This window comes from Tateyamaria armeniaca (genome assembly GCF_045797845.1).
GTDB lineage: Bacteria > Pseudomonadota > Alphaproteobacteria > Rhodobacterales > Rhodobacteraceae > Tateyamaria > Tateyamaria armeniaca.
On the sequence record NZ_JBHDIY010000002.1, the window covers coordinates 3,464,504 to 3,491,084 of the forward strand.

The following is a 26,581-nucleotide window of genomic DNA, read 5'->3' on the forward strand; positions in this document are numbered from 1 at the left end:
ATGGTGCCATCAGAAACCCGCCAGACGGGGCAAAACAACGTGCCGAAAACGGCATCGGCCAAAACATGGCCACACGAGGCAACAGCAGGCAAGGATTTGGTCCATGAGCAGACCCATCACCCGTTCCACTCTCCGCAACAGTGTTTTTCTGACAATGGCTTTGGGCCTTTTGGCCGGCTGTGACGAAAGCGGACAATTCGTGGCCATGCAGGCCTTTAAGCCCAACACCCAGACCGAAGGCACGCCCGAACCCGGTGCTCCGATCAAGACGGTCGAACGGGACGTCGAAGCCCCGGACGTGTTTTCCGCAAACGAGGCCGGGCTTTGGGATGGCCGCCCCTCGCTTGGCGGGGTGTGGGTGGCACATCCCGATGTGACAGAGCCCGAACGCGTGATCATCCGCAACAGCGACAACGACAAGTTCGTCGTCGGGGCCCTCTTCCGCCGCGAACGCGATATTCCCGGGCCCCGCCTCCAGATCAGTTCGGATGCGGCCGAAGCGCTTGGCATGCTCGCCGGTGCCCCGGCCGAGCTGAACGTGACCGCCCTGCGCAAGGAAGAAGTGTCGGTCGAACCCGAGGTTGCACCGCTTGAGACCGAGGCAGTTGCCGCCCCGGCAGAAATCACCGCCACACCGCTTGATCCGATCGAAAGCGCGGCGGCCGCCATCGACGCCCCCGCCCCGGTCATCCAGCCCGCAGCCGCAGCAACGCCCGAACCCATACCTGTCGCCGCTGCGGCCCCGGCCCGCGCCGCAACGTCAGGTTTGTCCAAACCGTTCATCCAGATCGGCATCTTCTCGGTCGAGGCCAACGCCACGCGCACTGCCAAGCAGATGCGCAGCGCCGGGATCATCCCGACTGTCAAAACCTTTGACCGCGATGGCAAACCGTTCTGGCGCGTTGTTGTCGGCCCAGCGGCCACATCCGATGAACGCAGCGACCTGCTGGCCAAAATCAAAACCGAAGGGTTCACAGACGCCTACGCCGTGAGCAACTGACCCCGCTTCAAGGAGAGTTCGACCATTGATCCGCATTCTTGCTGCCGCCGCCCTGGCCGTTCACACAAGCGCACTGTCGGTTGCGGCCTTTGATACGCGCGCCTCTGCCGCCTATGTGATCGACCACACGACGGGCACGGTTCTGCTGAACAAGAATGCGGACGAACCGCTCCCCCGCCTCGATGTCCAAGCTGATGACGCTTTACATGGCGTTCGAGGCGATTGAGCGCGGCCAGTTGTCCATGACGGACGAATTGGTCGTATCGGCCCATGCCAACAGTTTTGGCGGCTCGACCCTGTTTCTGAAAACTGGGGAACGGGTGTCGGTCGAAGACCTGGTGCGTGGCATCATCGTCCTGTCGGGCAACGACGCCTGCGTGGTCATCGCCGAAGCGCTCAGCCCCGATGGCACCGAAGGCGGCTTTGCCCGCCTGATGACGCGGCGTGCGCAGGAAATGGGCATGACCAATTCGACCTTTGCCAATTCCAGCGGCTGGCCCGCTGCGGGGCATCTGATGTCGATGCGCGATCTGGGCCTGCTGGCACAACGCCTGTTGACCGATTTTCCCGAATATTATCCGATGTTTGCGGAAACCGAGTTCCTGTTCGATGCCAACAGATCCGCAAACCGCTACAACCGCAATCCCCTGCTCAAACTTGGGATCGGCGCGGACGGGCTGAAAACCGGCCACACGCAAGAGGCGGGGTATGGCTTGGCGGGATCTGCCAAACAGGGCGACCGCCGTGTGGTGTTCGTGCTGTCGGGCATGGAAACCGCCGCCGCACGTGCCCAGGAGATCCGAGGCGATCGTGAACTGGTCCTTCCGCCAGTTCGCGCAGCGCACCCTTGCCACATCGGGCCAGCGGCTGGCCGTCGCCGAAGTCTGGGAAGGGGCCGAGCCACAAGTCGGACTGGTCCCGTCCGAAGATATCAGCGTGCTGTTGCCCGTACTGTCGGGCAGGAATGTCGAGGCCGAAGTGGTCTATACCGGCCCCATTCAAGCGCCCATTGCCGCCGGTACCCCGCTGGCCGAACTGGTGTTGCAACCCGAAGGTCTGCCAGAACAACGCTTTGATCTTGTTGCCGAATCCGACGTGGCCCATGGGGGTTTTCTGGCAAAAATCTCGACGGCAGCGCTGTCCCTGATCCAGACAGTGCGCGCTGAACCTGCCGCGGAAGATGGCGTGTGACAGCCCAAGGGCACTTTATCAGCTTTGAAGGCATCGACGGGTCCGGCAAGTCAACACAGGCCCGGTTGCTGGCCGATCACCTGCGCGCTCAAGGCCATGATGTCGTCCTGACACGCGAACCCGGCGGCAGCCCGGGGGCCGAAGAAATCCGAGCGCTCGTCTTGCAGGGCGATCCGGATCGCTGGTCTGCCGAAACCGAACTTCTCCTTTTCACGGCGGCGCGGCGCGATCATATGGAGCGCCTGATTGCGCCGTCTCTGGCGGCAGGCAAAATCGTGATCTGCGACCGCTTTGCCGACAGCACACGCATGTATCAGGGCCTCAGCCGGGGCGATCTGCGCGCCACCGTCGATGCGCTGCACGAATTGATGATCGGGCGTGAACCTGACCTCACCATTCTGATCGACATGGACCCCGGTGAGGGCCTCGCCCGTGCCAAGGGACGGCAAGGCAGCGAAGAGCGGTTCGAAGACTTCGGCGCCGATCTGCAAGCCGCCATGCGCGCCGGGTTTTTGTCACTGGCCGAGGAATTCGCCGCGCGGTTCCGTGTGATCGGTGGCGCAGACGAAGTCGACACCATCGCCGCCAATGTACAGGACACCGTCGCCGCCTTTCTGGCAGACCGATCCGATGCAGCCAGTCTTCTCTGATTTCGAAAATCCCGGGAGGCGCCGCACAGCGGCGGGGGCAACCCCCTCAATGAACACACGCGCAACGGCCATTCCCCCTGCCCCGCACCAATGCTACATCCACAATCATGGCTGATGACACACCTGATCCCACCCGTGTTGCGGGCGCACCGCATCCACGCGAAACGCCGCACCTCATCGGTCAGGACGCGGCGCAATCGGCCTTTCTGGATGCGTTTAACGCGGGCCGCCTGCATCACGCATGGCTGATCACCGGACCGCGCGGCGTGGGCAAGGCCACGCTGGCATGGCGCATCGCGCGCTTTTTGCTCGCCACGCCCGATCCCGACCCGGATGATATGTTCGGCGCACCGGTACCCGACACGCTCGACATCGCGCCAGATCATCCCATCGCGCGCCGGATCGAGGCCGGGGCCGAACCGGGTCTCAAATCCGTGCACCGCACCGAGAACGAAAAGACCAAGCGGATGCGCGATCAGATCGTGGTCGACGACATCCGCGACATGGCCTCCTTCTTTCAGCTTTCCGCCACCGACGGCGGGCGGCGCGTTGTGATTATCGATGCCGCGGACGATATGAACGTGAACGCCGCCAATGCGCTCCTCAAGATGCTCGAAGAACCCCCTGCGCGCACCACGCTGCTGCTGATCTGCCATCAGCCCAGTCGCCTCTTGCCCACGATACGCTCGCGTTGCCGCACGTTGCGGCTTGGCGTGCTGGACGGCGATCAGATGGCGCAGGCCATGGCGCAGGCCGGCGTTGATCCCGGTGCGGACAGCGCCGCCTTGGCCGAACTCAGCGCAGGGTCCGTGGGCGAAGCGTTGCGCCTTGCCTTGCTTGACGGGTTGAAACTCTACACCGACCTGATCGCGCTGATGGGGACGATGCCCAATCTCGACCGCGCCCGCGCGCTTGCACTTGCCGACTCTGCCGGTGCACGCGGGGCCGATGCCAAGCTCGATCTGCTCTACACGCTGATTGACATCGCGCTGTCGCGGCTGTCCCGCACAGGTGCAGGCCACCCCCCATCTGTCGAGGCCGCCAATGGCGAAGCGGCCACCTTTGCCCGCCTCGCCGCGCAGCCCGCAACGGCGCGCGCATGGGCAGAAACAGCACAAACCGCTCTGGAACGCGCACGCCACGGGCGCGCGGTGAACCTTGACCCCGGCGCGCTGGTGCTTGACACCCTGTTCAAACTCTCAGACACGGCCAACCCAAGATGATACCCCCTATCACCGACAGCCACTGTCACCTCGATTTCCCCGATTTCGAAGGGCAACTGGACCAGATCGTCGCCAATGCAGCCAAGGCCGGGGTGACCCGCATGGTGACCATCTGCACCAAGCTGCGTCTTGAACCCCAGGTCCGCGCCATTGCAGACACCCACGCCCCGGTTTTCTACGCCGCCGGGACACATCCGATGAGTGCGGCAGACGAACCACTGGCCAGTACGGACGGGTTGATCAAACTGGCTGAGCATCCCAAATTCGTCGGCATCGGCGAGACGGGGCTTGACTATCACTACACCTCGGAAAGCGCTGATATCCAACAAAAATCCCTGCGCATCCACATTGACGCTGCGCGCCAGACAGGGCTGCCCCTGATCATCCACGCGCGCGCCGCAGACGACGATATGGCGCGCATCCTTAGCGAAGAATACGCAAACGGCGCCTACGCCTGCGTCATGCACTGCTTTTCGTCCGGTGCATCCCTCGCCCGCTCAGCACTTGACCTTGGCTTCTACCTCTCCATGTCCGGCATCGCGACATTCCCCAAAAGCCAGGATTTGCGCGACATCTTTGCCGCCGCCCCGGTGGACCGCATCCTTGTCGAAACCGACGCGCCCTACCTTGCGCCACCACCCCACAGGGGCAGGCGGAACGAACCCGCCTATACCGCCCACACCGCGCGCAAAGGGGCCGAAGTCTTTGACATGGACTACGCTGATTTCGCCGCACAAACCCAAAAGAACTTCGACCGCTTGTTCTCCAAAGCGGCTGCGTACACAGTCGCCCCATGAGTGATACACTGACTTTCACCATTCTGGGCTGCGGCTCTTCGGGCGGCGTGCCGCGCCTGGGCGGTCACTGGGGCGCGTGCGACCCGGACAATCCGAAAAACCGCCGCCAGCGCTGTTCGCTGCTGGTGCAGCGACAGGGGCCCAATGGCACGACGACCGTTCTGATCGACACGTCACCGGACCTGCGCAACCAGTTGCTGGCAGCCGAGGTCGGACGGCTCGACGGTGTCATCTACACCCACGCCCACGCAGACCACGTGCACGGCATCGACGATCTGCGGATGATCGTGTTCAACATGCGCAACCGGCTTCAGGTCTGGGCGGACGGCCCGACGCAAGACGCGCTGCTCAACCGGTTCGGCTATGTGTTCGCGCAGCCCAAGGGCTCGCCCTACCCGCCGATCCTCGACCTCAATACCATTGACGGGGCCACCATCATCGACGGCCCCGGCGGTCCGATCACGTTCGAACCTTTCGAAGTGGGTCACGGCAGCATGGAAGCCCTCGGGTTTCGCATCGCAAACCTTGCCTACCTGCCGGACGTGGCCGAGATCCCCGAGGCTGCCTGGAGCGCCCTGCAGAACCTCGACATCTGGATCGTTGACGCGCTGCGGCGCGACCCGCACCCGACGCACAGCCATCTGGCCAACACGCTCGACTGGATCGCCGATGTGAAACCGGGGCGCGCGATCCTGACCAACATGCATATCGATCTGGACTATGACACCGTCCACGCAGAAACCCCCGACCATATCGAGCCCGCCTATGACGGTATGCGGCTCACCCTTCCCGCCCTCTGATCCACCTTCATCTCGCCAGATAAACTCCCGCCGGAGGCTCCCGCACTCCCGGCCCACACCAAGGCCTGAGCCATGCAAGCCCTCCTCGACGTCATCCTGCCCGTCTTTCTGGTGATCGGGTTTGGTTACGCTGCAGTCTGGCGCGGGTTCTTCCCGACCTCCGGGGTGGACGCGCTGATGAAGTTCTCCCAGCATTTCGCCATTCCGTGCTTGCTGTTTTCGGCCATTGCCGATCTCGACCTTTCGGTCAGCCTGAACCCACTGCTCCTGCTCAGTTTTTACGCCGGGGCAACGGCGGGCTTTTTCCTTGGCCTCTTTGGCGCGCGGTTCCTGTTCAAACGTGATTGGGAGGACAGCGTCGCCATCGGCTTTTGCTGCCTGTTTTCCAACTCGGTCCTGTTGGGGCTGGCGATCAATGAACGCGCCTATGGCCCCGATGCGCTGGCCGGAGCCTATTCGATCATCGCCTTCCATTCACCGTTTTGCTACGGGCTTGGGATCACGGCAATGGAGATTGCGCGCAACCGTGGGCAATCTCCCCTGAAGATGGCCCGGGGCATTGCGCGGGCGATGTTCCGCAATGTGCTTGTGCTGGCCATTGCGGCGGGGTTCGTGGTGAACCTGCTGGGCATCACCTTGCCGGATGTGTTGCGCGACGGGCTTGATCTGGTGATCCGCGCTGCTTTGCCTACAGCATTGTTCGCCCTTGGCGGGGTGCTGATCCAGTACAAACCCGAAGGCGATGCGCGCGTGATTTTGATGATCTGCGCTGTGTCGCTGCTGGTGCATCCGGCGATCACCTGGGCGCTGGGGACCACACTTGCGGTGCCGGCAGGCATCTTCAACACCGGCGTGCTGACTGCGGCCATGGCACCGGGCGTGAACGGCTATATCTTTGCCAACATGTACGGGCGGGCACGGCGGGTTGCGGCATCGTCCGTTCTTGTGGCGACCGCGGCGTCAGTGATCACGGCGTGGATGTGGCTGATGGTTCTGGGATAGACAGTTTGGCGCGGCGCGCGCGGGCCAGTTCCGCATTAAGTGCACCACCCAGCAACACCAGATAGGCGCTGATGAACAGCCACATCAACATAACGATCACCGCCCCGATTGACCCGTAAACCTCGTTGTAGGTGCCGAAATTGCGCAGGTAGATCGAAAAACCAACCGATGCCGCAACCCAGCCGACGGATGCAAACACCGCCCCCGGTGAGATCAGTTTGGGCCGCCGCCCCGTCAGGTTAGGCCCCAGACGATAAATCAGCGCAAACCCGGCCAGCAACACGCCAACCCCGACAACCCAGCGCACAACTTCGATCCCGAAACCGGCCCAGGGCCCGAGCGGCACAAAGGCAAGGATCACAGGCAGGATCACGATACAGGCCATCGCCACCAGCAGCACTCCGATCAGGCTGCCTGTCAGCATCAGCGCGCGGATGTATTGCGAGAGGCCCGTCCGGTTGGGCGCGTCATAAATGGCGTTGAGGCCACGCATCAGCGCGGCCACCCCTGCCCGCGACGACCAGAACGCAAAGGCAAAGGACAGAACTGACGCCCAGCCCAGTGTCAGGCCATCTGTTGTGGACAATTTGCTGAGCTGTGCGGCAAGCAGACGATAGACGTCTCCGGGAATGACTGCGCGAAACTCTTCAAGCTGCGCCAGCGCAAGACCCGGATCACCGACAATGCCCCAAAGGGCGATGGTCGCGGCCAGACCCGGAAAGATCGCAAGGATCGCGTAGAATGCCACACCCGCGGCAATCAACCCAAGGTTCTTTTCATCCATCAGGCGGAACACATGCCGCCCCGCGCGCCACCACAAAGCGGCATCTTTTGGTGTGGTTGAAGTTGTGACGGGCTCGCTCATTGGGGGCGCATTCTTCTTAATCTGATGTGACATGAGCATAGCGCCCGCAGCCTGCGCAGCAAATGCAGCGCGCACGAGACGGGCGTTTCATGTGACGCGCGGTGCAAAAATCTCTCAAAGGACTGCCGCGCGAGGTGCGGGTCTTGGAGGTGTCAGGATTTGTGCGCAGCCCCTGTCACGTTCAAACTCGGCAAAGCAGACACGCCCCACTGTGCACCATTCATCCCCATTTGCGGCACCTCCAACGCTGCCTTTTTCGGCGTTACAGCGTTCCCGGCATCAGAGGTGCGCGCGACATCCCACATGCAGGAAAAGGCCCGTGTCGCACCGGCCTCGATCTGACGACGATTTGCCTCCGATTGGCCCGCCGCATCCAGTGTTGCCAACAGTTCAGCCCATCGCCCTTTGTCCATCGCCAGACGCACAAAAGCATGAGGATGATCCGGAAGCGCCCTTGCGACATTCGCCCGGAACGTATTGCGCCCGAACGAGGCGCCATGCGCAACATAAAGCGCACCAAGGCATTCCAGATCACTGTCAATCTCAAGGTCAGGGCATGCCACGGGCGGATCATTCAGATCAATCGACAACGCATCGCATTCAGCTTGAACCGAGAACCCAGCGTGAGCCCCGCACAGGACACGTTTGCGCTCAACCGCATGGTAGAACGCGGTAAAGACGCTGAGGGCCGCATTGTAGCTCGACACACTCAGGCCGGGCGCAGTCAACTGGCGCAACACCGGCGCCCTGTGCAGCGCGTCGTGCACATCCCGCGTCACCCGCTGCAGATGCCGACGCACGTCGATGTTGTCAGTATCACTCACATTCCGATGTCCCTGAGGGCCTGTTCAAGTGAGGCGCGGCGCAACGGTTTCTGGATGACGGGAACGCCGGGAAACTGGTCTTGCGACACACCATCCACGCCGTAGCCGGTCACGAAAACGAAAGGCGTGCCCAGTTCTTTCAAGTGGCGCGCAATGCCCAAAGATGTCTCTCCCCCAGACAGATTGACGTCGAGGACGGCAAAGTCTGGACGCTCGGCCTTGATCGCGGCCATCCCGTCCTGCACCGTCATGCTGGTCCGTATCGTCACAAAGCCGACGTCGTTCAGGATGCGCAGCGTGTCCATCGAAATGACAAAACTGTCTTCGACCAGAAGGCATCCGACATCCGCGCGGGCCTCATACTCCGCCAGTTCGGACGCGCCATCGCCAGATGCCTCAACGGACGCCCCGGTTTGATGCCCAAAGGAGCGCAAACCGCTCAACAAATCCTCGGGCAACACCATGTTCACAAAAAGCCCGGTTTCGCGGTAGTCGATCTCGATCGACCCTTTCAGCTCGTTCGGTACGGCATTGTTGACCAGTCGGGTGCCAAACCCCTTGCGTTTTGGCGTCGCAACCCTCGGCCCGCCCGTTTCGGTCCAGCGCAGTGCAAGCCCGTCCGCGCATGGCTCCAATTCAATTGTCAGACGCCCACCCGGTTCGGACAGCGCGCCATATTTGGCCGCGTTGGTCATCAACTCGTGCAGGACAAGGGCAAAGATCGGTGCCACATCGGGGCGCAGGCCCACATCATCACCGCGGATGCGGATGCGCTCCCCACCATCGCTGTGCGGTTCCGCCTCTAGTTTCAGAATGGTGCGGATGCTGACATAGGCTTCGGGCTTTTCCACCGCCAGGCTGTGCGCGTTGGCCACCGCCACGATGCGATCTTCGAGCGTGACAATGAAGTCGTCAATCGTGTCGGATGTGGACTGCGACTGGCGCGACAGGGACCGGATCAGCGTCAGGATGTTGCGGACTCTGTGGTTCAACTCGTCGATCAGCATCTTCTGCTGGCGCGTCGTCTTCTTGATCAACGCTTCGCGTTCGGCACTGACAAGGATCGACCACACTTCACCGGCAATCTGGTGTTCCTCGGCCGTCCACGGGATCGAACTGCCGCGCACGGTTTCCTTGTATTCCGCGAACGACCCGCGCGGTTGCAATCTGGCATCTGCGCCCTGCCCCTCGATGGTCTTTTGCGGCGCGCCCGCCCATTTCGTCACCAACTCGCGATCACGGCGAAAGAACGCAACAAAGCTGTTTTCGGCCATGAAGGTGATGTGAAGCCCGGCGATCTCGTCACCGACCATGTCGACCAATTCGGGGTTATCGGCACCCAATGCGGATGTATGGAACGTGTCAGGGCAGCTCACGCCAAATTGCATAAGCTGTTCGAGCCGGTCGGGCGGTGGCACAAGGCCATGGGACTGAACGCTGCCTTCCTTGACCAGCACCGCACCGTCAGCGCGCATCGCGTCACACAGCCGGGTCAACAATTGCTTGCTCAAGAGTGTCTCTGTCTCTTCACCCGCAGCACTTTCGGTCAATTCCCGGCGCACTGTGTCCGCCTCGTAGAGCCGGGTCAGGCGTTCGCGCTGCAGCATCGTATCCAGCGTCAGACCAAAGAAACGGACAAAGTTGCGGCACACCTCGCGCACCGTCTGATCCGGCACCCTTGCGGTCGGGTGATGCATCGAAATCATGCCCCATAACTGACCCGAAACAACCACGTTGAGTGTGAAACTGGCCCCTGATCCCATGTTCTCAAGATACCGGATATGGACCGGCGACACGCCTCTGAGATGCGAAAAGGTCATGTCCAGAGGCGCCGCATCGTCGTTGCCCGCATGGATCGGTACCGAGGGCGACAGTACATCCGCGATATACCTGAACGGCGTCTTGCGCATGATGTCGCGCGCCTGCTGGGGGATGTCCCATGCGGGAAAGTTCAGCCCAAGATAGGGTTCCAGCGGTCCGGTCAGGGCCTCGGCCTGGATCTTTCCGTTTCCGTCGCCATCAAATTCGTAAACCATCACCCGATCAAAGCCGGTGAGAACCTGCAGCAGGCGCACGCTTTTCTCAAACAAAGTCGCCGTGTTGTCCACGTTTTGCAGTTGCGACGTGAGGAACGCCAGTTGGTGCACGGCCTTGCCGGTTACGACCTGCATGCTCTCGATCGGTTCGAATTCAAAAATGGTGGCAGGCCCGGCCGCAGAGGCCCCTGCGATCAGAGTGCGCCCATTCAGTTCAAAGGAGTCAACGGGTCGCGTTTCCTGCATCAGGAACGGTGGCAGCAGGCTGTTGACCAGATCGTGCCGCAGACCTTCTGGGAACACGTCGTAAATGCTTTGGTTCAGCGCCGTTGCGTGCGGAACGCCGGTGATTTGTTCAAGATTGGCACTGGCATGGGTCAGAGTCAGGGTTTCGTTATCCACCGCCACGATAGCGCCGTTGCCCTGAATAAAGCTAGGGATATGAACGGGTTCCGATGCGCAGTTGGCCAAAGCCGCATCAATATCGCCGGCGCTCGTGTCGTTCATTGGAATGCTCCTTCGCTGCGCCGTCGAGATGTCCATTTTACTATTCGCAGTGCATTAACCAACTATGAAATTTGTAGAGCCCGCGCGTTTCAGGTCCACTTGCGTGTCGAATTCCGCCTGAGGCTAGGGAAACTTTGCTACGGGAAAACCGGTGTGCTCAAAAAACGGGCAGAGATGAGCCCGTGCCATTCTCACACCCGGTTTTAGCAAACATTCATTTCCTGGATTGGTGCGGGTGAAGGGACTCGAACCCCCACGCCAAAGGCGCCAGAACCTAAATCTGGTGCGTCTACCAATTCCGCCACACCCGCACGCACGCTGCCTTAGCAAAGCCAGACGAGGGAGGCGAGAGGTATTCGCGCACCAGTTCGCCAGAATTTGCGCGGTATCGGGCGACTTTAAAGAAATATTGAGGTATCACATTCTTAACCTAGAGGCAGGTTGTAACAAGAGAGACGCCATGAAACCGAATACGGTCGGGCGCGAATTGAGCGGGCGGATGCCCCCTTTGCGCACAGAGATATGCCATGTCGGACTTGTGTCCGGCACACTCATTTTGACAGCTGACGGCGAAATTCCGGTCGAGTATCTCTCGCCCGGGGATCGCATTATCACCCGCAATGCAGGGCTTGTGGCGCTCAACGCCGTGGAAAGCGTGCGTGCCAGCGAAGAGGCGGTGAAGATCGCCGCTGGGTCGCTGGGTGATACGAAACCCACGCATAACGTGATCATCCCCGCCGCCCAGATGGTGCTGGTGCGCGATTGGCGGGCCAAGGCGTTGCGCGGGGCGGCGCAGGCGGTAATGCCCGCCGGATGCCTGATCGATGACGAATACATCACCGCCCTCGGCGTGCGTGACATGACGCTGGTGCGGCTGGGCTTTGACGCCCCATACGTCGTCTATGCCGATGGGCTTGAACTGTCTGTGCCTGCGATGAACGCAGCAAGCGTCCCGGCCTAGGCTTCCAAAGCGCGCAACACCTGCGGCAGGACTTCGGGCAAATCCTCGGCAATGAGGCCGGGCCCGAACGTGCGTGCGCATTCCACGTGCAGCCACGCAGCGGTTTCAGCCGCAGTCATCGGATCGAAGCCGCGGGCCAGCAGGCCGGTGATGAAACCCGCCAGCACGTCCCCTGCCCCGGCAGTGGCGAGCCAGGGGGCCTCGCGATCGTAGACAGCAGCATGGATTGAACAGCGCCCATCTGGGTGTGCGATCACGGTATCGGGGCCCTTGAACAGAACAACCGCGCCTGATCGCGCGGCAGCCTCCCGCGTTGCATCGACCTTGGAATAGGCAGGGCCGCGATCCGGCATCGCCGCCAGCTTTTCCGCGATGTCCGGAAACAGCCGCGCAAACTCGCCGCCATGGGGGGTCAGCACGGCATATTCGTTCAACGCCGCCATCCGCGCAGGGTCAGCAGCAATCAGCGTGAGCGCATCCGCATCAAACACCACACGGCGCGTAAGGCGCAGGTGTCCTGCGCCCAGCACGGTATCCACAAGTGCTGCGGCATGATCATCCAAACCCAGACCGGGCCCGAGGCACAGCGCGTTGATCCGGTCGTCCTCCAAAACGGCGTCCAGCGCATCCGCATCCGCGACCCGTTTCAACATCAATGCGGTGATGTGTGTCGCCACCTCTATCTGTGCCGACGGGGGGACACCAAGCGTCACCAGCCCTGCCCCGATCCGCAACGCACCGCGGGCTGCAAGCCGTGCAGCACCCGTGCGCCCCGGACCACCCGACAGGATCAGCGCGTGGCCATGGTCGAACTTGTTGCCGTCCGGTTTGGACAGACTTGGCAACGTGTCGCGCGAAATTTGCCTTGGATCAGAAATTTCGAACCTCCGGAAAGCGTACATCGGGCGGAGTAAAACCGCTCATAAGCCGATATCCACGACCGCCACTTTTGTGTCCAGAAAATGAGGCAAGGTGTGAATGGGTTTATGGCAATGAAACGTGACCGCAAGGTCCGAGGGCAAAGGGCGCTCGGCCAGATGTTCCCCTGTATCTGCATCATATCCCGTGGGCAGGTCGACCGAGACGAAAACCGGCGCTGTGCCTCCGCCACGACCGTCAAACCATGCATCTGTCATCGCGTTAACCGGGGCGACCACATTGTCCATCGGGGCGCGTTGTCCGATCCCGAACAGTGCGTCAATGACCGGAACAAGGGGGTCTGCACCGCCCGCCAGATGATCCAGACCGCGCATCAGATATGACTCTGTCAGCGGCGCAACCTCTGCACTCTCGCACCACCGCTCGTAATTCGCCTTTGCATCCGGCGGCAGCTTGTCGGCGTCACCCAACAGGAACACGTGCACCTCCCACCCACAGTCCTTCAACAACCGCGCCACCACAAAGCCATCGCCGCCATTGTTGCCCGGTCCACAGAGCACCAGCGCGCGGTGTGCGCCGACCGCAAGCTCCGGCCATTCCTCCAGCACCGCCTTGACCACACCGGCCCCGGCACGCTCCATCAACTCGAGGCCGGTCACAGTGCCGGACTGGATTGCGGCCTGTTCGATGGCCCGCATCTGGGCCGCTGTCAGCAGGTCTGTCACGCGCAAATCACCAAAGTTTTCATTTTGCTCATTTTTTGTGCGCATCGCCCATTCGGCGGGCGCACATCTCACAATCGCACAATATCCTGCACAATCTGTACCCCATCCCATGGACGTTCCAAACCGGGAAATGGTCCACCCGATCCACATGATATGGCAATGGGAGGCCACCGCGTGAAAAAGATCGAAGCCGTCATCAAGCCCTTCAAGCTTGACGAAGTCAAAGAGGCTCTGCAAGAGGTCGGTGTGCAAGGGCTCTCAGTCATCGAAGTCAAAGGGTTCGGGCGTCAAAAAGGTCATACCGAGCTGTACCGTGGCGCGGAATACGTGGTCGACTTCCTTCCCAAGGTGAAAGTCGAAGTGGTGTTGGACGACGATCAGGTCGACGCCGCCATCGCAGCCATCGTGGACGCAGCCAAGACCGAGAAAATCGGTGACGGCAAGATCTTCGTCACCCCCGTCGAACAAACCATCCGCATCCGCACCGGCGAAACCGGCTCGGACGCACTTTAATTCTCTACACCTTAAGACAGGAAGGATTTACCGCTTATGGCAAACCCCGTTCTCGACCTCATCAAGGAAGAAGACGCTGAATACGTCGACATCCGTTTCACCGACCCGCGTGGCAAGCTGCAGCACGTGACCGTCATGGCCGATCAGGTCGACGAGGACTTCCTTGAAGAAGGGTTCATGTTCGACGGCTCGTCCATCGCTGGCTGGAAATCCATCGAAGCCTCAGACATGAAGCTGATGCCCGATCAGGACAGCGCCTATGTCGATCCGTTCTACGCGGAAAAGACGATCTGTGTGCACTGCTCGATCGTTGAGCCTGACACTGGTGAAGCCTATGACCGCGACCCGCGCGGCACCGCCGAAAAGGCCGAAGCCTATCTGAAAGCCTCCGGCATTGGTGATGTGGCCTATATGGGCCCCGAGGCCGAGTTTTTCCTGTTCGACGATGTGCGTTATTCCAACAGTATCAACAAGGTATCCTACGAAGTTGATGCAACGGATGCATCCTGGAACACCGACACAGAATACGAAATGGGCAACATGGGCCACCGTCCCGGCGTCAAGGGCGGCTATTTCCCCGTGAACCCAACGGACGAGTCCCAGGACCTGCGGTCCGAGATGCTGAGCACCATGAAACGCCTCGGCATGAAGGTCGACAAGCACCACCACGAAGTGGCGTCCTGTCAGCACGAGCTGGGCCTGATCTTCGGCTCGGTCACCAAACAGGGTGACGAGCTGCAAAAGTACAAATACGTGATCCACAACGTGGCTGCCGCCTACGGCAAGTCGGCCACCTTCATGCCCAAGCCCATCGCGGGCGACAACGGCACTGGCATGCACGTGAACATGTCGATCTGGAAAGATGGCAAGCCCCTGTTTGCAGGCGACAAATACGCCGATCTGTCGGACGAGGCCCTGTGGTTCATCGGCGGCATCCTGAAGCATGCCAAGGCGCTCAACGCCTTCACCAACCCCTCGACCAACAGCTACAAGCGTCTGATCCCCGGCTTTGAGGCCCCCGTGCTGCGCGCCTATTCGGCCCGCAACCGCTCGGGCTGCGTGCGTATCCCATGGACCGACTCGCCCAAGGCCAAGCGGGTCGAGGCGCGGTTCCCCGATCCATCCGCCAACCCCTACCTGTGCTTTGCCGCACTGCTGATGGCGGGTCTTGACGGGATCAAGAACAAGATCGATCCCGGCGAGCCATCCGACAAGGACCTTTACGACCTGCCACCAGAAGAGCTGGCCGGCATCCCAACGGTCTGCGGTTCCTTGCGCGAAGCGATGGAAGAGCTGGAAAAAGACATGGACTTCCTGCTGGCCGGTGACGTGTTCACCAAGGACCAGATCGACGGCTATATCGAGCTGAAGATGGAAGAAATCACAACCTACGAACATACACCGCACCCGGTTGAGTTCGGCATGTATTACAGCTGCTGATCCTCCCTGGCAGCTGAACTTGAAAGGGCACCTCCCTCGGGGTGCCCTTTTTTGTGACCGCTCCGTCGCGCCGCCTTGGCAGGGTCAAAAAACGGCCATCATCTTGCGTTAACCACGATCCGTTACGCGCAGAAACGGGCCCATGCAGATGGAATCGATCAGTGAATTCGAACGGAGGCTCAAGCTTATCCAGTCCCGCACGCGGGTGCGGGCGCAGCGTGTCTATGTCCCCTCCGAAGACGATGTGCGCCGCACAGCCCCGACACCCCGCCCCGGCTGGCCGATGCCGATCATCGCCACGGTTGTTGGCGTTGTTCTGCTGGCCGGTCTGATCGCCGTTGCGGGTGACGACATCGCGCGCCTGATGTCCGCGCCGGACGAGGCGCAGCGTGTCAGCCTTCTGACCCCGGACATCACCCATCCAATCCCAAACTGACGCGCAGTATTAAAGGCAGCGGAGGGTCGAGCATGGCAGGAAACACCGAATTCGAACAACGCCTCGCGCGCATCCGAGCAAGCGAGGCGACAAATGCACCGCGCTCCGAAGTGCCGAAGACGCCGACATTGCGCCCGGCCTCAAGGCCCGCGATGCGCTGGCACCTCCTGTCTGCCGTGCTGGGCCTTGCCCTGATGGCGGGGGCCGTTGGCTATGTCTGGGACGACATCGCGATGCTGTTTCCCAAATCCGACAACGGCCGCCAGGTTTCCTTTCTGGAATCCGCCCTGCACGACACCATGAGCGAAGATGAGATCGAACGGATGAACAGCGACCCGGATCTTGAGGGCATGACGCGGATGCAAAAGATGATCCTCAGCCACTAAGTCCAGCCCGCGCCAAGTGGCACAAGCACGCGCACCCAGCCCGCGCGGACTTTCCCAATCCCGTCCAAATCCGCTAGGCTGTGCAAAACGGTGATGGAGTGCGGGTATGATGTTCAAATCCATAAGTGCAATTGCGGCCTGTCTGGCCTTTGCCGGTGCGGCCCATGCGGCCAGTTGCGGCAATACCAGTGCAGGCTTTGAAGCATGGAAACCCGAATTCGCCAAAGAGGCCAAACGCGCAGGCGTGAAGTCCGCAGGCCTTCAGGCACTGGCACAGGCGAGTTACGCGACGCGCACCATCGCCGCTGATCGCAACCAGAAATCCTTTCGCTATTCGCTGCCCAAGTTCATGCAAATCCGCGGCGCTGATACGATTGTGGCCCAAGGGCGCAAGCGCAAGGCACGCAGCCCCGATTTCTACGCCGCACTTGAACGCCAATATGGCGTGCCTGCAGGCGTGCTGATCGCCATTCACGGCATGGAAACGGCCTTTGGCGGATTTATGGGTGACAGTTCGGTTGTCTCGGCCATCGTCACGCTCACCTATGATTGCCGCCGTTCCGAATTTTTTGCGCCGCACGCCATCGGCGCGCTGAAACTGGTCGATCAGGGCGCGATCACTGGGGCCACCAAAGGCGCCAAACATGGCGAGTTGGGCCACACCCAGTTCCTGCCCGGCAATGCGCTGACCTATGGGATCGATGCAAATGGCGACGGGCGGGTGGATTTCTACAACCAGACTGACGCGCTGGCCTCGACCGCCAATTTCCTGCGCCAGAAGGGGTGGAAACCGGGCCAAGGCTATCAGGAAGGCCAGCCCAACTTTGCCGTGATCAAGCAGTGGAACGCGGCAACCGTCTATCAGCAGGCGATCGCGATCATGGCCGCGCGCATCGACGGTTAGGGCATGTACCACGCCCGTCCCGGCATCAAAGACGATGCCGAAAAACGCTGGGCGCTGCCGGATCGGGCGTTTTTTGCACACGGGGCCTGCCACATTCTGGCGGGCGTGTTTCTGCGCACAGCGCCACGCCCCGGCTTTCGCGCCGAACGCATTGTCCCAAACGGCACCTATCCCGGCAACCACATCTATGTGACCGACGGGCATGTTGCCTTTGATTATCGCGGATATGTCGCGCGTGACCGCCTTCTGGCGTGGTTCAGGCAGGGCTGGGGCACGCGCGTTCCCGGCTGGTCCGGCACACTCGAAGCGGTGCGCTTTGACCTTTTGGACACCGGCGCCCTCAACGCGCGAAAGATGCGCGGCCCGGATCAGTACCTGCATGACCCGATCCCAAGAGCCCGCGCCTTTCTTGCCACCAAACGGCACGGCTGACACGCGCAACCCGTCTATGATTGAAAAGTCCCAAGCAGGCTGGCCCCCTCACAACACTTGCCAACCGCGCGCCATGCGCTTAAAGCGCAACACATAGGGTTCAGGCCCCTGCCCTGCGCATATGGTGAAGCCTGACAGTCCGGTCCCATTTTGATCGCAAGCCCCGGCAATGCGCAGACCCGAACGGCACCTGTCGCGATCATGTACAGGAGACGGATATGGATATCCCCCTTCCCTCGCGCGCGGCCCTCAAGGCTCAGGCCAAACGGCTGCGCTCAAAACTCAATCACGCAGGCACGCCCTGCACGCATTCGCAAGCGCTGGAGGCCGTGGCCCACCAGTGGGGTGCGCGTGACTGGAACACGTTGCACGCCCGCGCACAGGATATGCCGCAGCCCGGATATCATGCCGGTCAGCGCATCACCGGGCGCTACCTTGGCCACCGCTTTTCCGGGCACATCAAGGCGGTCAGCCGCCTTGCCTCTGCACAGCACCGCCTAACCTTGCGGTTTGACACGGCGATTGATGTTGTGCGCTCTGACCAGTTTTCGGCCCTGCGTCAGCAGGTCAATTGCGTGGTCGATGGCACCGGGCGCAGTGCGCGCAAGACGTCTGATGGTGTCCCGCACGTGGTGCTCGATGACGCGTGGGCCGGTGGCTAGGGCGCGTCAGACCAAATCGGGCACATCGGCGCGCGCCAGCACGTAAGTGTGAATGGCAAAGATCACGGCCTGACTGTCCGGCAGACGCAACAGCGTCTGCCGTTCGCTGCGATAATAGGGGCCGGTGGCTTGCCCCGCCCCCACACGGCGCGGCTCGTGCGCTGAGCGTGGCTGGAACAGTTCGGGGTCCTGATACCAAAGCTGATTGAACCGCCACAGCGGGCGACCCACCTGAATCCCATCAAACAACCGCTGCACGCGGCGCGCCAGATCGTTGGTATATTCATCGACGGGCACGTGAATATCCGTCAGCGGACGGCCCGCCTTTTCACTCAACCGCCATGAGGCGGGAAAGCATAGCACCGCCCCCGTCAGCACATGCTGGTCCCCGCGCTTTTCCATGATCACAAAGTCGTTCTGAAAGATGCGACCAAGCGCTTCGAGCGGTGGCATGTTGGCCAAGTCCACAGATCGCCCATCCGGGCATGTCACAATCGATCCCGCACTCTCGAACCCCAGTGCGGGCGCTGCATCCATCGCCGTCGACAGCAACTCGTCCGCCGCAGGCAAGGCCGCCGGGTCGAGGTAGACGACCTCCTCAAACCGCGCATCCAGCAACGCCACCCGCCGCGCCATCTGTGCGCCATAGGCCTCGTCGATGCGAAGCCACGGCCCGCGTTCCGGCTGAATGCCCGGCAGGGCACGCGTGATGTGCATATCGTCTGGCAGGCTGCGCTGAAGGATGGGATTGTCCATGGCGCTGTGTCTGCCACTGCGTGCGCGCGTTATCCAGACAGATTATGCCCCGAGGGCAAAGGCGCATGCGGCGTCTTCCTGCATCGCCCGCACAACCTGTTTGACGTGCAAAGGTCCGGCGGCGATCAGGTGCCTTGCGATCTCGTCCGGTGTCGTCTTGTCCGCATGCCCGGTTGCCCAGTCGTGCCACGCGGTGGAGTGGCGCAGATGTGCGCCGCTGTCGGGCAAATCAGCCGTCCCGCCTTCGGCATGGAATGCCAGATCGTCGCCCATATCCGCGCCAAACAGGCGTGCGCCGACGTGATGCGCCAGCAGTGCCGCCGTCACGATGGCCGCTGAAAAGGTGTATTCGTTGACCAACACGGCACACCGCCCGCCCTTCCAGTGCCCGCGCAGCCAAGTGATCAACGGCAGCATCTTGAGGAAACTGCCGCCCGGATTGCCGCGCAGATCGACCACCACATTGGCCGTCGGATCATCTGCCATCGCCGCAACACCCTGTACGACATCCGCCGCATCAAGGGCTGCAAGATCACCAATCCGCCACCACCAAAGCCCGCGGCGCATCGCCAGTACAGCCCCGTCCGGCAGGCCGAAATCATCCACGCCCGGAACCAGTGCACCGGTTTCCCCAAAGGGATAAAGCGGCAGGGCCGGGACATCGTCTTTCGATGAATAGCGGCGCTCCGCCCCCGTCACAAGACGGTAGCGAATGTCCGGCCCAGTGCCGCACCCCGCATGGCGCAGCGCGGCAGGCCAGCCCAGCATCAGTCCCGACAGCACGCGCCGCCGCGCGACGTTCCCCGCCAACACAGGATCCCATGCCGCAAGAACGTGGGCGCATGGCAGCCCATCCACCGTCAAAATGCGCGTCGCCCGGGTGCCTTCCACCAATGCGGGGTGCCCATCGCGCATCACGATACGCTGCGGGATCACAGATACAGCAGTGTTTGGCATCACCCGGCTGTGCCCGTTGCCAGCCAGCGCAACCACGCCCATCCCCGCCAGCAGAAACCTGTCGCGGTCCCCGTGCTGCGCTTCGCAGCGCAAGTGGTTCAACGCGGCCTCACGCTCCGGCATGGGCACGCGGTCAAAGGCCGGATCGCCACCGCGCACCTCCGTTTCAATCACCGCAATGTCATCTGCAAAATTCATATCCGCACAGTGGCCCACCCGGGCACCTGCGTGCAACAGCTTGCAAAAACGACGCCAGATCAGGTCGCAAATCGACAAACACCCGCGAAAAAACGCGCCCAAGCTGGACCAAAGACAGATAGGTCCCGCCATGAACCAGCATTACCGCGAAGCACGCAAAATCGATCCCAGCCGTGGTGCCACCCTTGGGGACGGCACGCCGAACGATGCAGACCGGATCGAAATCGGCCCCACCCAGCTGGCCTTTGCTGAATGGGAGGCTGCCGGGCTGACCCTGCCCAACCTTCAAAAGATGCGCGAATACCGTTGGAAACGCCTGACCCAACACGTGGTCGACCGGGACTATGGCGGGGTGTTGATGTTCGACCCACTCAACATCCGCTACGCCACCGACAGCACCAACATGCAGCTTTGGAACACGCACAATCCGTTCCGCGCCGTGTTGGTCTGCGCGGATGGCCATATGGTGATCTGGGACTACAAGAACGCGCCGTTCCTCTCCAGCTTCAACCCGCTGGTGCGCGAGGTGCGCTCGGGTGCGTCGATGTTCTACTTCTCGGCCGGGGACAAACCTGACCGGGTCGCCGACCCTCTGGCGGGCGAAATCCGCGACCTGATCGCCGAACATGGCGGGGGCAACATGCGCCTGGCCGTGGACAAGATCATGCTGCACGGCGCGCGCGCCCTTGAAAGTGTCGGGTTTGAGATCATGGACGGCGAGGAAGTGACCGAACACGCCCGCTCGATCAAGGGCGCGGACGAGATCCTTGCCATGCGCTGCGCCAACCACGCCTGCGAAACCACCGTGCGGAAGATGGAGGAGTTTGCCCGCGCCAATGTCGGGGACGGCAAGACCTGCGAGGATGACATCTGGGCCGTGCTGCACGCCGAGAACATCAAGCGCGGCGGTGAGTGGATCGAGACCCGCCTTCTGGCCTCCGGCCCCCGCACGAACCCGTGGTTTCAGGAATGCGGCGGGCGGGTGTGCCAGCAGAATGAAATCATCTCGTTCGATACCGATCTCATCGGGGCCTACGGCATCTGCATCGATATCTCGCGCAGCTGGTGGATCGGCGACCAGAAACCGCGCCCCGACATGATCTATGCGATGCAGCACGCGGTCGAGCATATTCAGACCAATATGCAGATGATCAAACCCGGCGTGATGATCCCGGAATTGACGGCGAACTGCCATCGCCTTGATGACAAGTATCAGGAGCTGAAATACGGCTGCCTCATGCACGGGGTCGGCCTGTGCGATGAATGGCCGCTGGTGGCCTACCCGGACAAGGCCGTGCCGGGGGCCTTCGATCATCCGCTGCAGGCGGGGATGGTGCTCTGTGTCGAGGCCTCGGTTGGTGAGGTGGGGGGCGATTTCTCGATCAAGCTTGAGGATCAGGTTCTGGTCACCGAGGACGGGTTTGAGAACCTCACGACCTATCCGTTTGATGCCGCCCTGATGGGGGGCTAGCAAGGTCGGGTTTTGGCGTGTCCCAGCGTGGGACATGTGGCGCGCCTATATCTTTCAATGGGTTACAGAGGCGTTTTAACCATTTGTTCATTTCTGGCGCGTGTGTCTGGCGCGGGTTCTTGCCGCTCCGTGCAGGCTTGGACGCGCTTGTCGGTTTTGAAACGGAGCCGCAAAACAGCGCGCTTTGACAGCTTGTGTGAACGTCGCGCGCACTTTGGCCAGATCACCGGCCAAGGGGCGGAGGCAGATCATTTGCGGACACATGGACAAATGGCGAAAGAAACCGTGTGTGTATGGCCTGCGCCTTTGGCCTGTTGCCAGTTTGGTCGTACATTGGTGGTTGCGCAGCGAATGGCCGCTTCGCAAGCCCATTGTGACCGATGCTGCGGGATACACGCATGGCTGCTTCATTGCGAAGTCATGCGCACAGTCAATCCAAGTTGTTGTCACAAATGACTGCCGTGGCCTTCCTCGAAATCCCATGCGCCCTGTTGCTCTCCGTGTTCCAAAAACGCATACGCCATTTGGATGTCCACGTTCTCGGGAACGTCTACGGCGTACAGTTGGTAACCAAAGTCTCCGTGCTCGTATGAGCATCCAAGGCGTTCGAGTGGTTCCCAACATTTGGCAAACAGAACTGGCTTATGCTTCTTCTGCAAAACAAGAATTCGGTATGTGGAATGCCCGGATTTTAGACCGAAGCCGACAACCTTTATTCGGCCTTCAATCAGGCTCGTCTTAACAGTGTCCCCGAAGCTGATGCCCTTTGCAAAGAACGGCGAATTCTCAAGCTGGTAGACCCCGGAACCAAGGTTGGTTGCCCAAACACTTTCGGTTGAAAAACCATGCCAGGTCTTTGAACCGAGATCAAATATGACCTTCTGCATTTCATTGTCTGTTGCCTTCATCTGCGTACACTAGGTCGCGCACAGCGTTGAGTCACTACCGTGGCCGACCCCTAAAGAGGTCATTGGTGCAGCCGAAGCGAAATGGCGCTTACTCCCGCGTAGTCGCCGTTGGCAGGTTCTTTTGGAAACCCAACCCGGCATTGAAATCTGCTCCAACGCAAGCCGTGCCATCGACAGCCCGTGGGGTGGCGATCCCACTTAGCCGCTGGCGCGCTTTATGGCTGACAAATACATCTTCCCGTTCAGCTGTTTGCCGAGGGTGTCGAGATCGCCATCCCGTCGGGACGGGCTGTCGATGGCCCGGCGCCTTCGGCTTGATTCCGGGCTGGGTGGTCTGATGTTCGAACGGCAGCTTCGTTCCGATAGTCGCCATTGGCGTATTCTTTTTGAAACCCAACTCCGCATTGAAATCTGCGCCATCGCAAGCCGTGCCATCGACAGCCCGTGGGGTGGCGATCCGACCGAACCGCTACTGCGCTTTATGGCTGCCATGCGCATCTTCCCGATCAGCAGGTTGTGACGGGTGTCATATCGCCATCCCGTCATGCCAAAGGCATGCCCGACCTGTTTTTCGCGCACCTCCGGTGCGACGGAACGGGCTGGCCCCTCTCGGCAGATTTGGCCTCGGCCAAATCGCCTGCCGGGCAATGGATTGCCCGGCGCCTTCGGCTTGAGTCCGGGCTGGGTGGTGCTTGGTTCGGGCGGTCGATCTGTACCGTCAACCTGAACCGAAGCTCTGTTGCATCGAATGATGGGCAGATTGCCCATCTTATTCGGCACTCACCGGACGCGTGCGGTTTGAGACCGGCGCGCGGGTGCGTCGGTGAACCGCGGCGGCCCGCATCCCCTGCACCGCCCCCGAACGGACCATACCTTCCGGTATACCTTACCTTTGTCTTTTTCGGATTTGACCTTAGAGTGCATCCTCAAGTCCAAACGCATTTTGCGAACGGATCCGGTTGCATTCCACCGCGCCCGGGTCGCCCCGATTTAGGAGACACGCATTTGAGCCTCGCCATATCCGCCCCTGTCGGGGACAAGAACCGCATCACCATCGCCGACAAGAAGGGCCAGAAGTTCAAGCCGGTGGCGAACAAGCCCGAAGACGTGAAGATGGTGCAGCTTTTTCTGATCGCCAATGGCTACAAGGTGCCCCTTGATGGCAAGGCCAGTGCCGCGATGATCAAGGCGATCCGCGCCTTTCAGAAATCCGCATGTGGATTCAAGAAACCCGATGGTATCATCGATCCCGGCGGCAAAAGCTGGAAAGCGGGCTTTGGCAAGCTGAAGGCGAAACACGAGGCCAACCTCAAGGAACTCGCCAACCGGGTCGAGATCACCGAGAACGGCAAGGTCAAACACATCACCATCAAGGAATTCGAAAAGCGTCAGGCCGAAATGCTGCGCAAGTTTTCGAACCGCGCGGACGGGCTGATCGGACAGGCCGAATGCTGGGAGGATTTCGCCAAGGACGCCGAAAAGACCATGCAGGGTGCGGACGGCTTTATGATGCAGATGACGGAATTTACCGTCCGCTGGGCCAACAAGACGGCCGAGCCGCCCTGGAACGCCATCCTCAATGCCCGCAGCGAGGCCAAGTTCCTGAAATCCCTGACCACCCATTCCAAGCCGAACTGGGAAAAGATCAGCGCGCAGGAAACCAAGGCCGTGAAGGCTCACAATGCGGGCAAGAAGGCGTTCAAGAAGTATATCGATGCGCGCATCGGCACCGCGGGCGCCTTTGCAGGTTCGCTGGAGATCGTGCGCGACACCTCGTTCACCGTGGTCGAGGTCTATGTCACCGCCCAGATCGTGATCCAGTCCAAGGGCAAGATCAAACCCTACGAGGCCCAGATCCTCGCCGCCACCTCTGTCGAGGGCATCAAGTCCAGCGCAGGCCAGGTGGGCGAAGTTCTGGCAGGCAACAACGTCACCTTTGAGGGGGCCGCCAAGAAGGTTGCGCTGGACATGTTCTTTGCCGGGGCCGGTGCGGCCATCACCGGCAAGCTGGGCCCTGCCATGGCCAAGAAGTTTGCAGGTGATTTTTCGGTGCAACTGTTTTCGAAACTCGGCACCAACAAGATCCCCAAGGAAGCCATCGACAAGCTGATCACCAACTTTCTGAAGTCCGGGGCCGGTCAGGCGTACATGGAGAATATGGCCAAGGAGACCTTCATGCTCCTCAAGACCGGCATCGAAAAGGGCAAGGTCACCGGCAAGGATTTTCAGGACGCGTTTTTCAAGGCGGCCACGGCGGGTCTGCTGAAAGGTGGCATCGGCAAATCCATTTCAAAGTTCAACAGCGAACGGCCCATGCGCACGAGCCTTGTGGTTGGCAAGCTGGTCCATTCCAAATACCTCAAGGGCGCGCCGGACATGCTGCGCAAGCTGTACCCGGATGAGGACAACCTGACCAAGATCCTCGTCAAACACGGGCCTGATATTGCCCAGAACATCTCGGAAAAAATCAGCGGCAAGGTGACCGAGACGGCCGTTCTGAAGACCGTCGACATGGCGAGCGGCACCGAGAACGAAAAGCAACTGGGCAAAATGTACGAGGCCGAGTTGCGCAAATCCAAGGCGCTGCATGACGAATTGGATGCGCTGATGAAGTCTGAAGTCGGCAAATACTACAAAAAGCTGGAAAAGGCGAAGTAGAGCAGGCCCCGGGGCACGTGTGAACGGCTGACACCGCGCCTGTGCGTGCGGTGCTGATCCAACACATCCCCGTCACCCATATTACACCCCCCTTCACAGCAGGCCCGCCACCCCCATCCTTGGGCCAACGCGAAGGATACCGACATGCCAACTGAACGCATCACATTCGATGGCCACGCAGGCACGCTGGACGCCCGCCTTGATCTGCCCGATGGGCCGCATCTGGCCACGGCCGTCTTTGCCCACTGCTTTACCTGCGGCAAGGATATCCCCGCTGCCCGCCGGATTGCGGCGCGCCTGACAACGCTGGGCATTGCGGTCCTGCGCTTTGACTTTACTGGCCTCGGGCACAGCGACGGTGAATTTGCCAACACCTCCTTTACCTCGAACGTGCAGGACCTTGCGCGCGCGGTGGACTACCTCGAAACGCGGGGCATGCCGCCTGCCCTGATGATCGGCCATTCGCTGGGCGGTGCTGCGGTGCTGAGGGCCACAGCGGACCTGCCCCAGATCAAGGCCGTGGCGACCCTGGGTGCCCCGTTTGATCCGGGCCACGTCACGCACAACTTTGCCGATGCCCTGCCCGAAATTGCCGCCAAGGGCGCGGCCGAAGTGTCCCTTGGCGGGCGTCCGTTCCGCATCGGGCAGTCCTTTGTCGAAGATGTCTCCGGCACCGCCCTCGCCCCGGCGATTGCGAAACTGAATGCGGCGCTCATGGTGCTGCACGCGCCCGGTGATGCCATCGTCGGGATCGACAATGCCAGCCAGATCTTTCTGGCCGCCAAACATCCCAAAAGCTTTGTGACGCTGGATGACGCCGATCACCTGATCACGCGGGCCGAACATGCTGAATATGCCGCTGACATCATCGCTACATGGGCCAAGAAATACCTCGCCCTGAAACCACCTGCCCCGCCCATCGGCGCGCCGGAAGGGATCGTGCGCAGTTCCGAAGCGGACCCGAACGGCTATTTGCAGGACATCACCCATGGCACGCGCCACCATATCCTCGCGGATGAGCCGCGCGCCTATGGCGGCACCAACCAGGGCCTGTCCCCTTACGGGCTGCTCAGCGCCGGGCTTGCCGCCTGCACCTCGATGACGATCCGCATGTATGCACGGCGCAAGGGCTGGCCCCTTGAGCACGTGTCAGTCGACGTGAGCCACAACAAAGTGCACGCACAGGATGCCGACACTGGCAGCGGTGACAAGATTGATGAGTGGAAACGGCGCATCGCCCTGCGCGGCCAGTTGGATGGCGAGCAACGCGCACGCCTGCTCGAAATTGCCGACAGATGCCCGGTGCACCGCACGTTGGAGCAAAGCTCAACCGTGATCACCGAACTCGCGCCCTGAGCCACGAGACGCCCCGCCCCGCTTGCCTGATTTGAAAAAACCCT

At 61.2% G+C, this 26,581-nt stretch carries 24 protein-coding genes, 1 tRNA gene and 2 pseudogenes; 19 read left to right on the forward strand and 8 right to left on the reverse strand.

The features are described 5' to 3' along the window. Positions 1 to 103 precede the first annotated feature (103 nt). The 7 genes and pseudogenes from ACERZ8_RS17630 to ACERZ8_RS17660 all read left to right on the forward strand — a co-directional run bounded on the left by ACERZ8_RS17630 (position 104) and on the right by ACERZ8_RS17660 (position 6,663). Positions 104 to 1,000, forward strand: coding sequence for an SPOR domain-containing protein (locus ACERZ8_RS17630; RefSeq protein WP_407593449.1), 897 nt, complete (start codon positions 104 to 106; stop codon positions 998 to 1,000). A gap of 25 nt (positions 1,001 to 1,025) precedes the next feature. Continuing rightward, positions 1,026 to 2,191: pseudogene (locus ACERZ8_RS17635) on the forward strand (D-alanyl-D-alanine carboxypeptidase family protein). After that, the gene (gene tmk / locus ACERZ8_RS17640; RefSeq protein WP_407593450.1) at positions 2,188 to 2,841 is read left to right on the forward strand and encodes a dTMP kinase; all 654 of its coding nucleotides are present in this window, start codon (positions 2,188 to 2,190) and stop codon (positions 2,839 to 2,841) included. The pseudogene ACERZ8_RS17635 and the gene tmk overlap by 4 nt, the downstream one beginning before the upstream one ends. 107 nt (positions 2,842 to 2,948) lie before the next feature. After that, positions 2,949 to 4,064 (forward strand): DNA polymerase III subunit delta', encoded by a 1,116-nt coding sequence (locus ACERZ8_RS17645; protein ID WP_407593451.1) that lies wholly within the window; start codon positions 2,949 to 2,951, stop codon positions 4,062 to 4,064. Continuing rightward, positions 4,061 to 4,861 (forward strand): TatD family hydrolase, encoded by an 801-nt coding sequence (locus ACERZ8_RS17650; RefSeq protein ID WP_407593452.1) that lies wholly within the window; start codon positions 4,061 to 4,063, stop codon positions 4,859 to 4,861. The genes ACERZ8_RS17645 and ACERZ8_RS17650 overlap by 4 nt, the downstream gene beginning before the upstream one ends. Further along, positions 4,858 to 5,661, forward strand: coding sequence for an MBL fold metallo-hydrolase (locus tag ACERZ8_RS17655; protein WP_407593453.1), 804 nt, complete (start codon positions 4,858 to 4,860; stop codon positions 5,659 to 5,661). The genes ACERZ8_RS17650 and ACERZ8_RS17655 overlap by 4 nt, the downstream gene beginning before the upstream one ends. Positions 5,662 to 5,733: 72 nt before the next feature. Next, positions 5,734 to 6,663 (forward strand): AEC family transporter, encoded by a 930-nt coding sequence (locus tag ACERZ8_RS17660; protein ID WP_407593454.1) that lies wholly within the window; start codon positions 5,734 to 5,736, stop codon positions 6,661 to 6,663. Here ACERZ8_RS17660 and ACERZ8_RS17665 read toward each other — a convergent pair. The 4 genes from ACERZ8_RS17665 to ACERZ8_RS17680 all read right to left on the reverse strand — a co-directional run bounded on the left by ACERZ8_RS17665 (position 6,629) and on the right by ACERZ8_RS17680 (position 11,206). Next, on the reverse strand, positions 6,629 to 7,528 hold the full coding sequence (locus ACERZ8_RS17665; RefSeq protein ID WP_407593455.1) for a YihY/virulence factor BrkB family protein: 900 nt from the start codon (positions 7,526 to 7,528) through the stop codon (positions 6,629 to 6,631). The two genes, ACERZ8_RS17660 and ACERZ8_RS17665, sit on opposite strands and share 35 nt — an antisense overlap. A gap of 152 nt (positions 7,529 to 7,680) precedes the next feature. Then, entirely contained in the window at positions 7,681 to 8,352 is a 672-nt protein-coding gene (locus ACERZ8_RS17670; RefSeq protein WP_407593456.1) for a biliverdin-producing heme oxygenase, read from the reverse strand. Beyond that, positions 8,349 to 10,895: an HWE histidine kinase domain-containing protein gene (locus ACERZ8_RS17675; protein ID WP_407593457.1), complete on the reverse strand. Its 2,547-nt coding sequence runs from the start codon at positions 10,893 to 10,895 to the stop codon at positions 8,349 to 8,351. Before ACERZ8_RS17675 ends, ACERZ8_RS17670 begins: the two co-directional genes overlap by 4 nt. 227 nt (positions 10,896 to 11,122) lie before the next feature. After that, a tRNA-Leu gene (locus tag ACERZ8_RS17680) sits at positions 11,123 to 11,206 on the reverse strand. Between the two features lie 149 nt (positions 11,207 to 11,355). Here ACERZ8_RS17680 and ACERZ8_RS17685 point away from each other — a divergent pair. Beyond that, a complete protein-coding gene (locus ACERZ8_RS17685; RefSeq protein WP_407593458.1) occupies positions 11,356 to 11,856 on the forward strand; it encodes a Hint domain-containing protein in 501 nt (166 codons plus the stop codon). Here the strand turns inward: ACERZ8_RS17685 and ACERZ8_RS17690 are convergent. Next, positions 11,853 to 13,460 (reverse strand): annotated as a pseudogene (locus tag ACERZ8_RS17690) (NAD(P)H-hydrate dehydratase). The gene ACERZ8_RS17685 and the pseudogene ACERZ8_RS17690 overlap by 4 nt on opposite strands. A gap of 174 nt (positions 13,461 to 13,634) precedes the next feature. Here ACERZ8_RS17690 and ACERZ8_RS17695 point away from each other — a divergent pair. The 7 genes from ACERZ8_RS17695 to ACERZ8_RS17725 all read left to right on the forward strand — a co-directional run bounded on the left by ACERZ8_RS17695 (position 13,635) and on the right by ACERZ8_RS17725 (position 18,233). Then, a complete protein-coding gene (locus tag ACERZ8_RS17695) occupies positions 13,635 to 13,973 on the forward strand; it encodes a P-II family nitrogen regulator (RefSeq protein ID WP_407593459.1) in 339 nt (112 codons plus the stop codon). A 36-nt stretch (positions 13,974 to 14,009) separates the two neighbouring features. After that, complete coding sequence (gene glnA, locus ACERZ8_RS17700) at positions 14,010 to 15,413, forward strand: type I glutamate--ammonia ligase (RefSeq protein WP_407593461.1); 1,404 nt, start codon at positions 14,010 to 14,012, stop codon at positions 15,411 to 15,413. A gap of 148 nt (positions 15,414 to 15,561) precedes the next feature. Then, positions 15,562 to 15,849, forward strand: coding sequence for a hypothetical protein (locus ACERZ8_RS17705; protein ID WP_407593462.1), 288 nt, complete (start codon positions 15,562 to 15,564; stop codon positions 15,847 to 15,849). Positions 15,850 to 15,881: 32 nt separating this feature from the next. Further along, the gene (locus tag ACERZ8_RS17710) at positions 15,882 to 16,235 is read left to right on the forward strand and encodes a hypothetical protein (RefSeq protein WP_407593463.1); all 354 of its coding nucleotides are present in this window, start codon (positions 15,882 to 15,884) and stop codon (positions 16,233 to 16,235) included. Between the two features lie 106 nt (positions 16,236 to 16,341). Continuing rightward, positions 16,342 to 17,139 (forward strand): lytic murein transglycosylase, encoded by a 798-nt coding sequence (locus ACERZ8_RS17715; RefSeq protein ID WP_407593465.1) that lies wholly within the window; start codon positions 16,342 to 16,344, stop codon positions 17,137 to 17,139. Between the two features lie 3 nt (positions 17,140 to 17,142). Beyond that, on the forward strand, positions 17,143 to 17,571 hold the full coding sequence (locus ACERZ8_RS17720; RefSeq protein ID WP_407593466.1) for a hypothetical protein: 429 nt from the start codon (positions 17,143 to 17,145) through the stop codon (positions 17,569 to 17,571). Between the two features lie 218 nt (positions 17,572 to 17,789). Beyond that, a complete protein-coding gene (locus tag ACERZ8_RS17725; RefSeq protein WP_407593467.1) occupies positions 17,790 to 18,233 on the forward strand; it encodes a glyoxalase superfamily protein in 444 nt (147 codons plus the stop codon). A 6-nt stretch (positions 18,234 to 18,239) separates the two neighbouring features. Here the strand turns inward: ACERZ8_RS17725 and ACERZ8_RS17730 are convergent, their stop codons facing one another. Together ACERZ8_RS17730 and ACERZ8_RS17735 are read right to left on the reverse strand one after the other, a co-directional pair. Next, positions 18,240 to 18,989, reverse strand: coding sequence for a heme-dependent oxidative N-demethylase family protein (locus ACERZ8_RS17730; RefSeq protein WP_407593468.1), 750 nt, complete (start codon positions 18,987 to 18,989; stop codon positions 18,240 to 18,242). Positions 18,990 to 19,031: 42 nt separating this feature from the next. Beyond that, the gene (locus ACERZ8_RS17735) at positions 19,032 to 20,144 is read right to left on the reverse strand and encodes a hypothetical protein (RefSeq protein ID WP_407593469.1); all 1,113 of its coding nucleotides are present in this window, start codon (positions 20,142 to 20,144) and stop codon (positions 19,032 to 19,034) included. Positions 20,145 to 20,274: 130 nt separating this feature from the next. Between ACERZ8_RS17735 and dddP the strand changes: the two genes are divergently transcribed. Then, positions 20,275 to 21,615, forward strand: a complete 1,341-nt coding sequence (gene dddP, locus ACERZ8_RS17740; RefSeq protein ID WP_407593470.1) for a dimethylsulfonioproprionate lyase DddP — start codon at positions 20,275 to 20,277, stop codon at positions 21,613 to 21,615. Between the two features lie 446 nt (positions 21,616 to 22,061). On the opposite strand, the gene ACERZ8_RS17745 is transcribed toward dddP, so the two are convergent. Beyond that, on the reverse strand, positions 22,062 to 22,523 hold the full coding sequence (locus tag ACERZ8_RS17745) for a DUF4265 domain-containing protein (protein WP_407593471.1): 462 nt from the start codon (positions 22,521 to 22,523) through the stop codon (positions 22,062 to 22,064). A 295-nt stretch (positions 22,524 to 22,818) separates the two neighbouring features. On the opposite strand from ACERZ8_RS17745, the gene ACERZ8_RS17750 reads away from it, so the two are divergent. The 3 genes from ACERZ8_RS17750 (at position 22,819) to ACERZ8_RS17760 (ending at position 26,537) form a co-directional block, all read left to right on the forward strand. Beyond that, a complete protein-coding gene (locus ACERZ8_RS17750; protein WP_407593472.1) occupies positions 22,819 to 23,043 on the forward strand; it encodes a hypothetical protein in 225 nt (74 codons plus the stop codon). A gap of 485 nt (positions 23,044 to 23,528) precedes the next feature. Continuing rightward, complete coding sequence (locus ACERZ8_RS17755; protein WP_407593473.1) at positions 23,529 to 25,181, forward strand: peptidoglycan-binding domain-containing protein; 1,653 nt, start codon at positions 23,529 to 23,531, stop codon at positions 25,179 to 25,181. Between the two features lie 144 nt (positions 25,182 to 25,325). Then, a complete protein-coding gene (locus tag ACERZ8_RS17760; RefSeq protein WP_407593474.1) occupies positions 25,326 to 26,537 on the forward strand; it encodes a bifunctional alpha/beta hydrolase/OsmC family protein in 1,212 nt (403 codons plus the stop codon). Positions 26,538 to 26,581 lie beyond the last annotated feature (44 nt).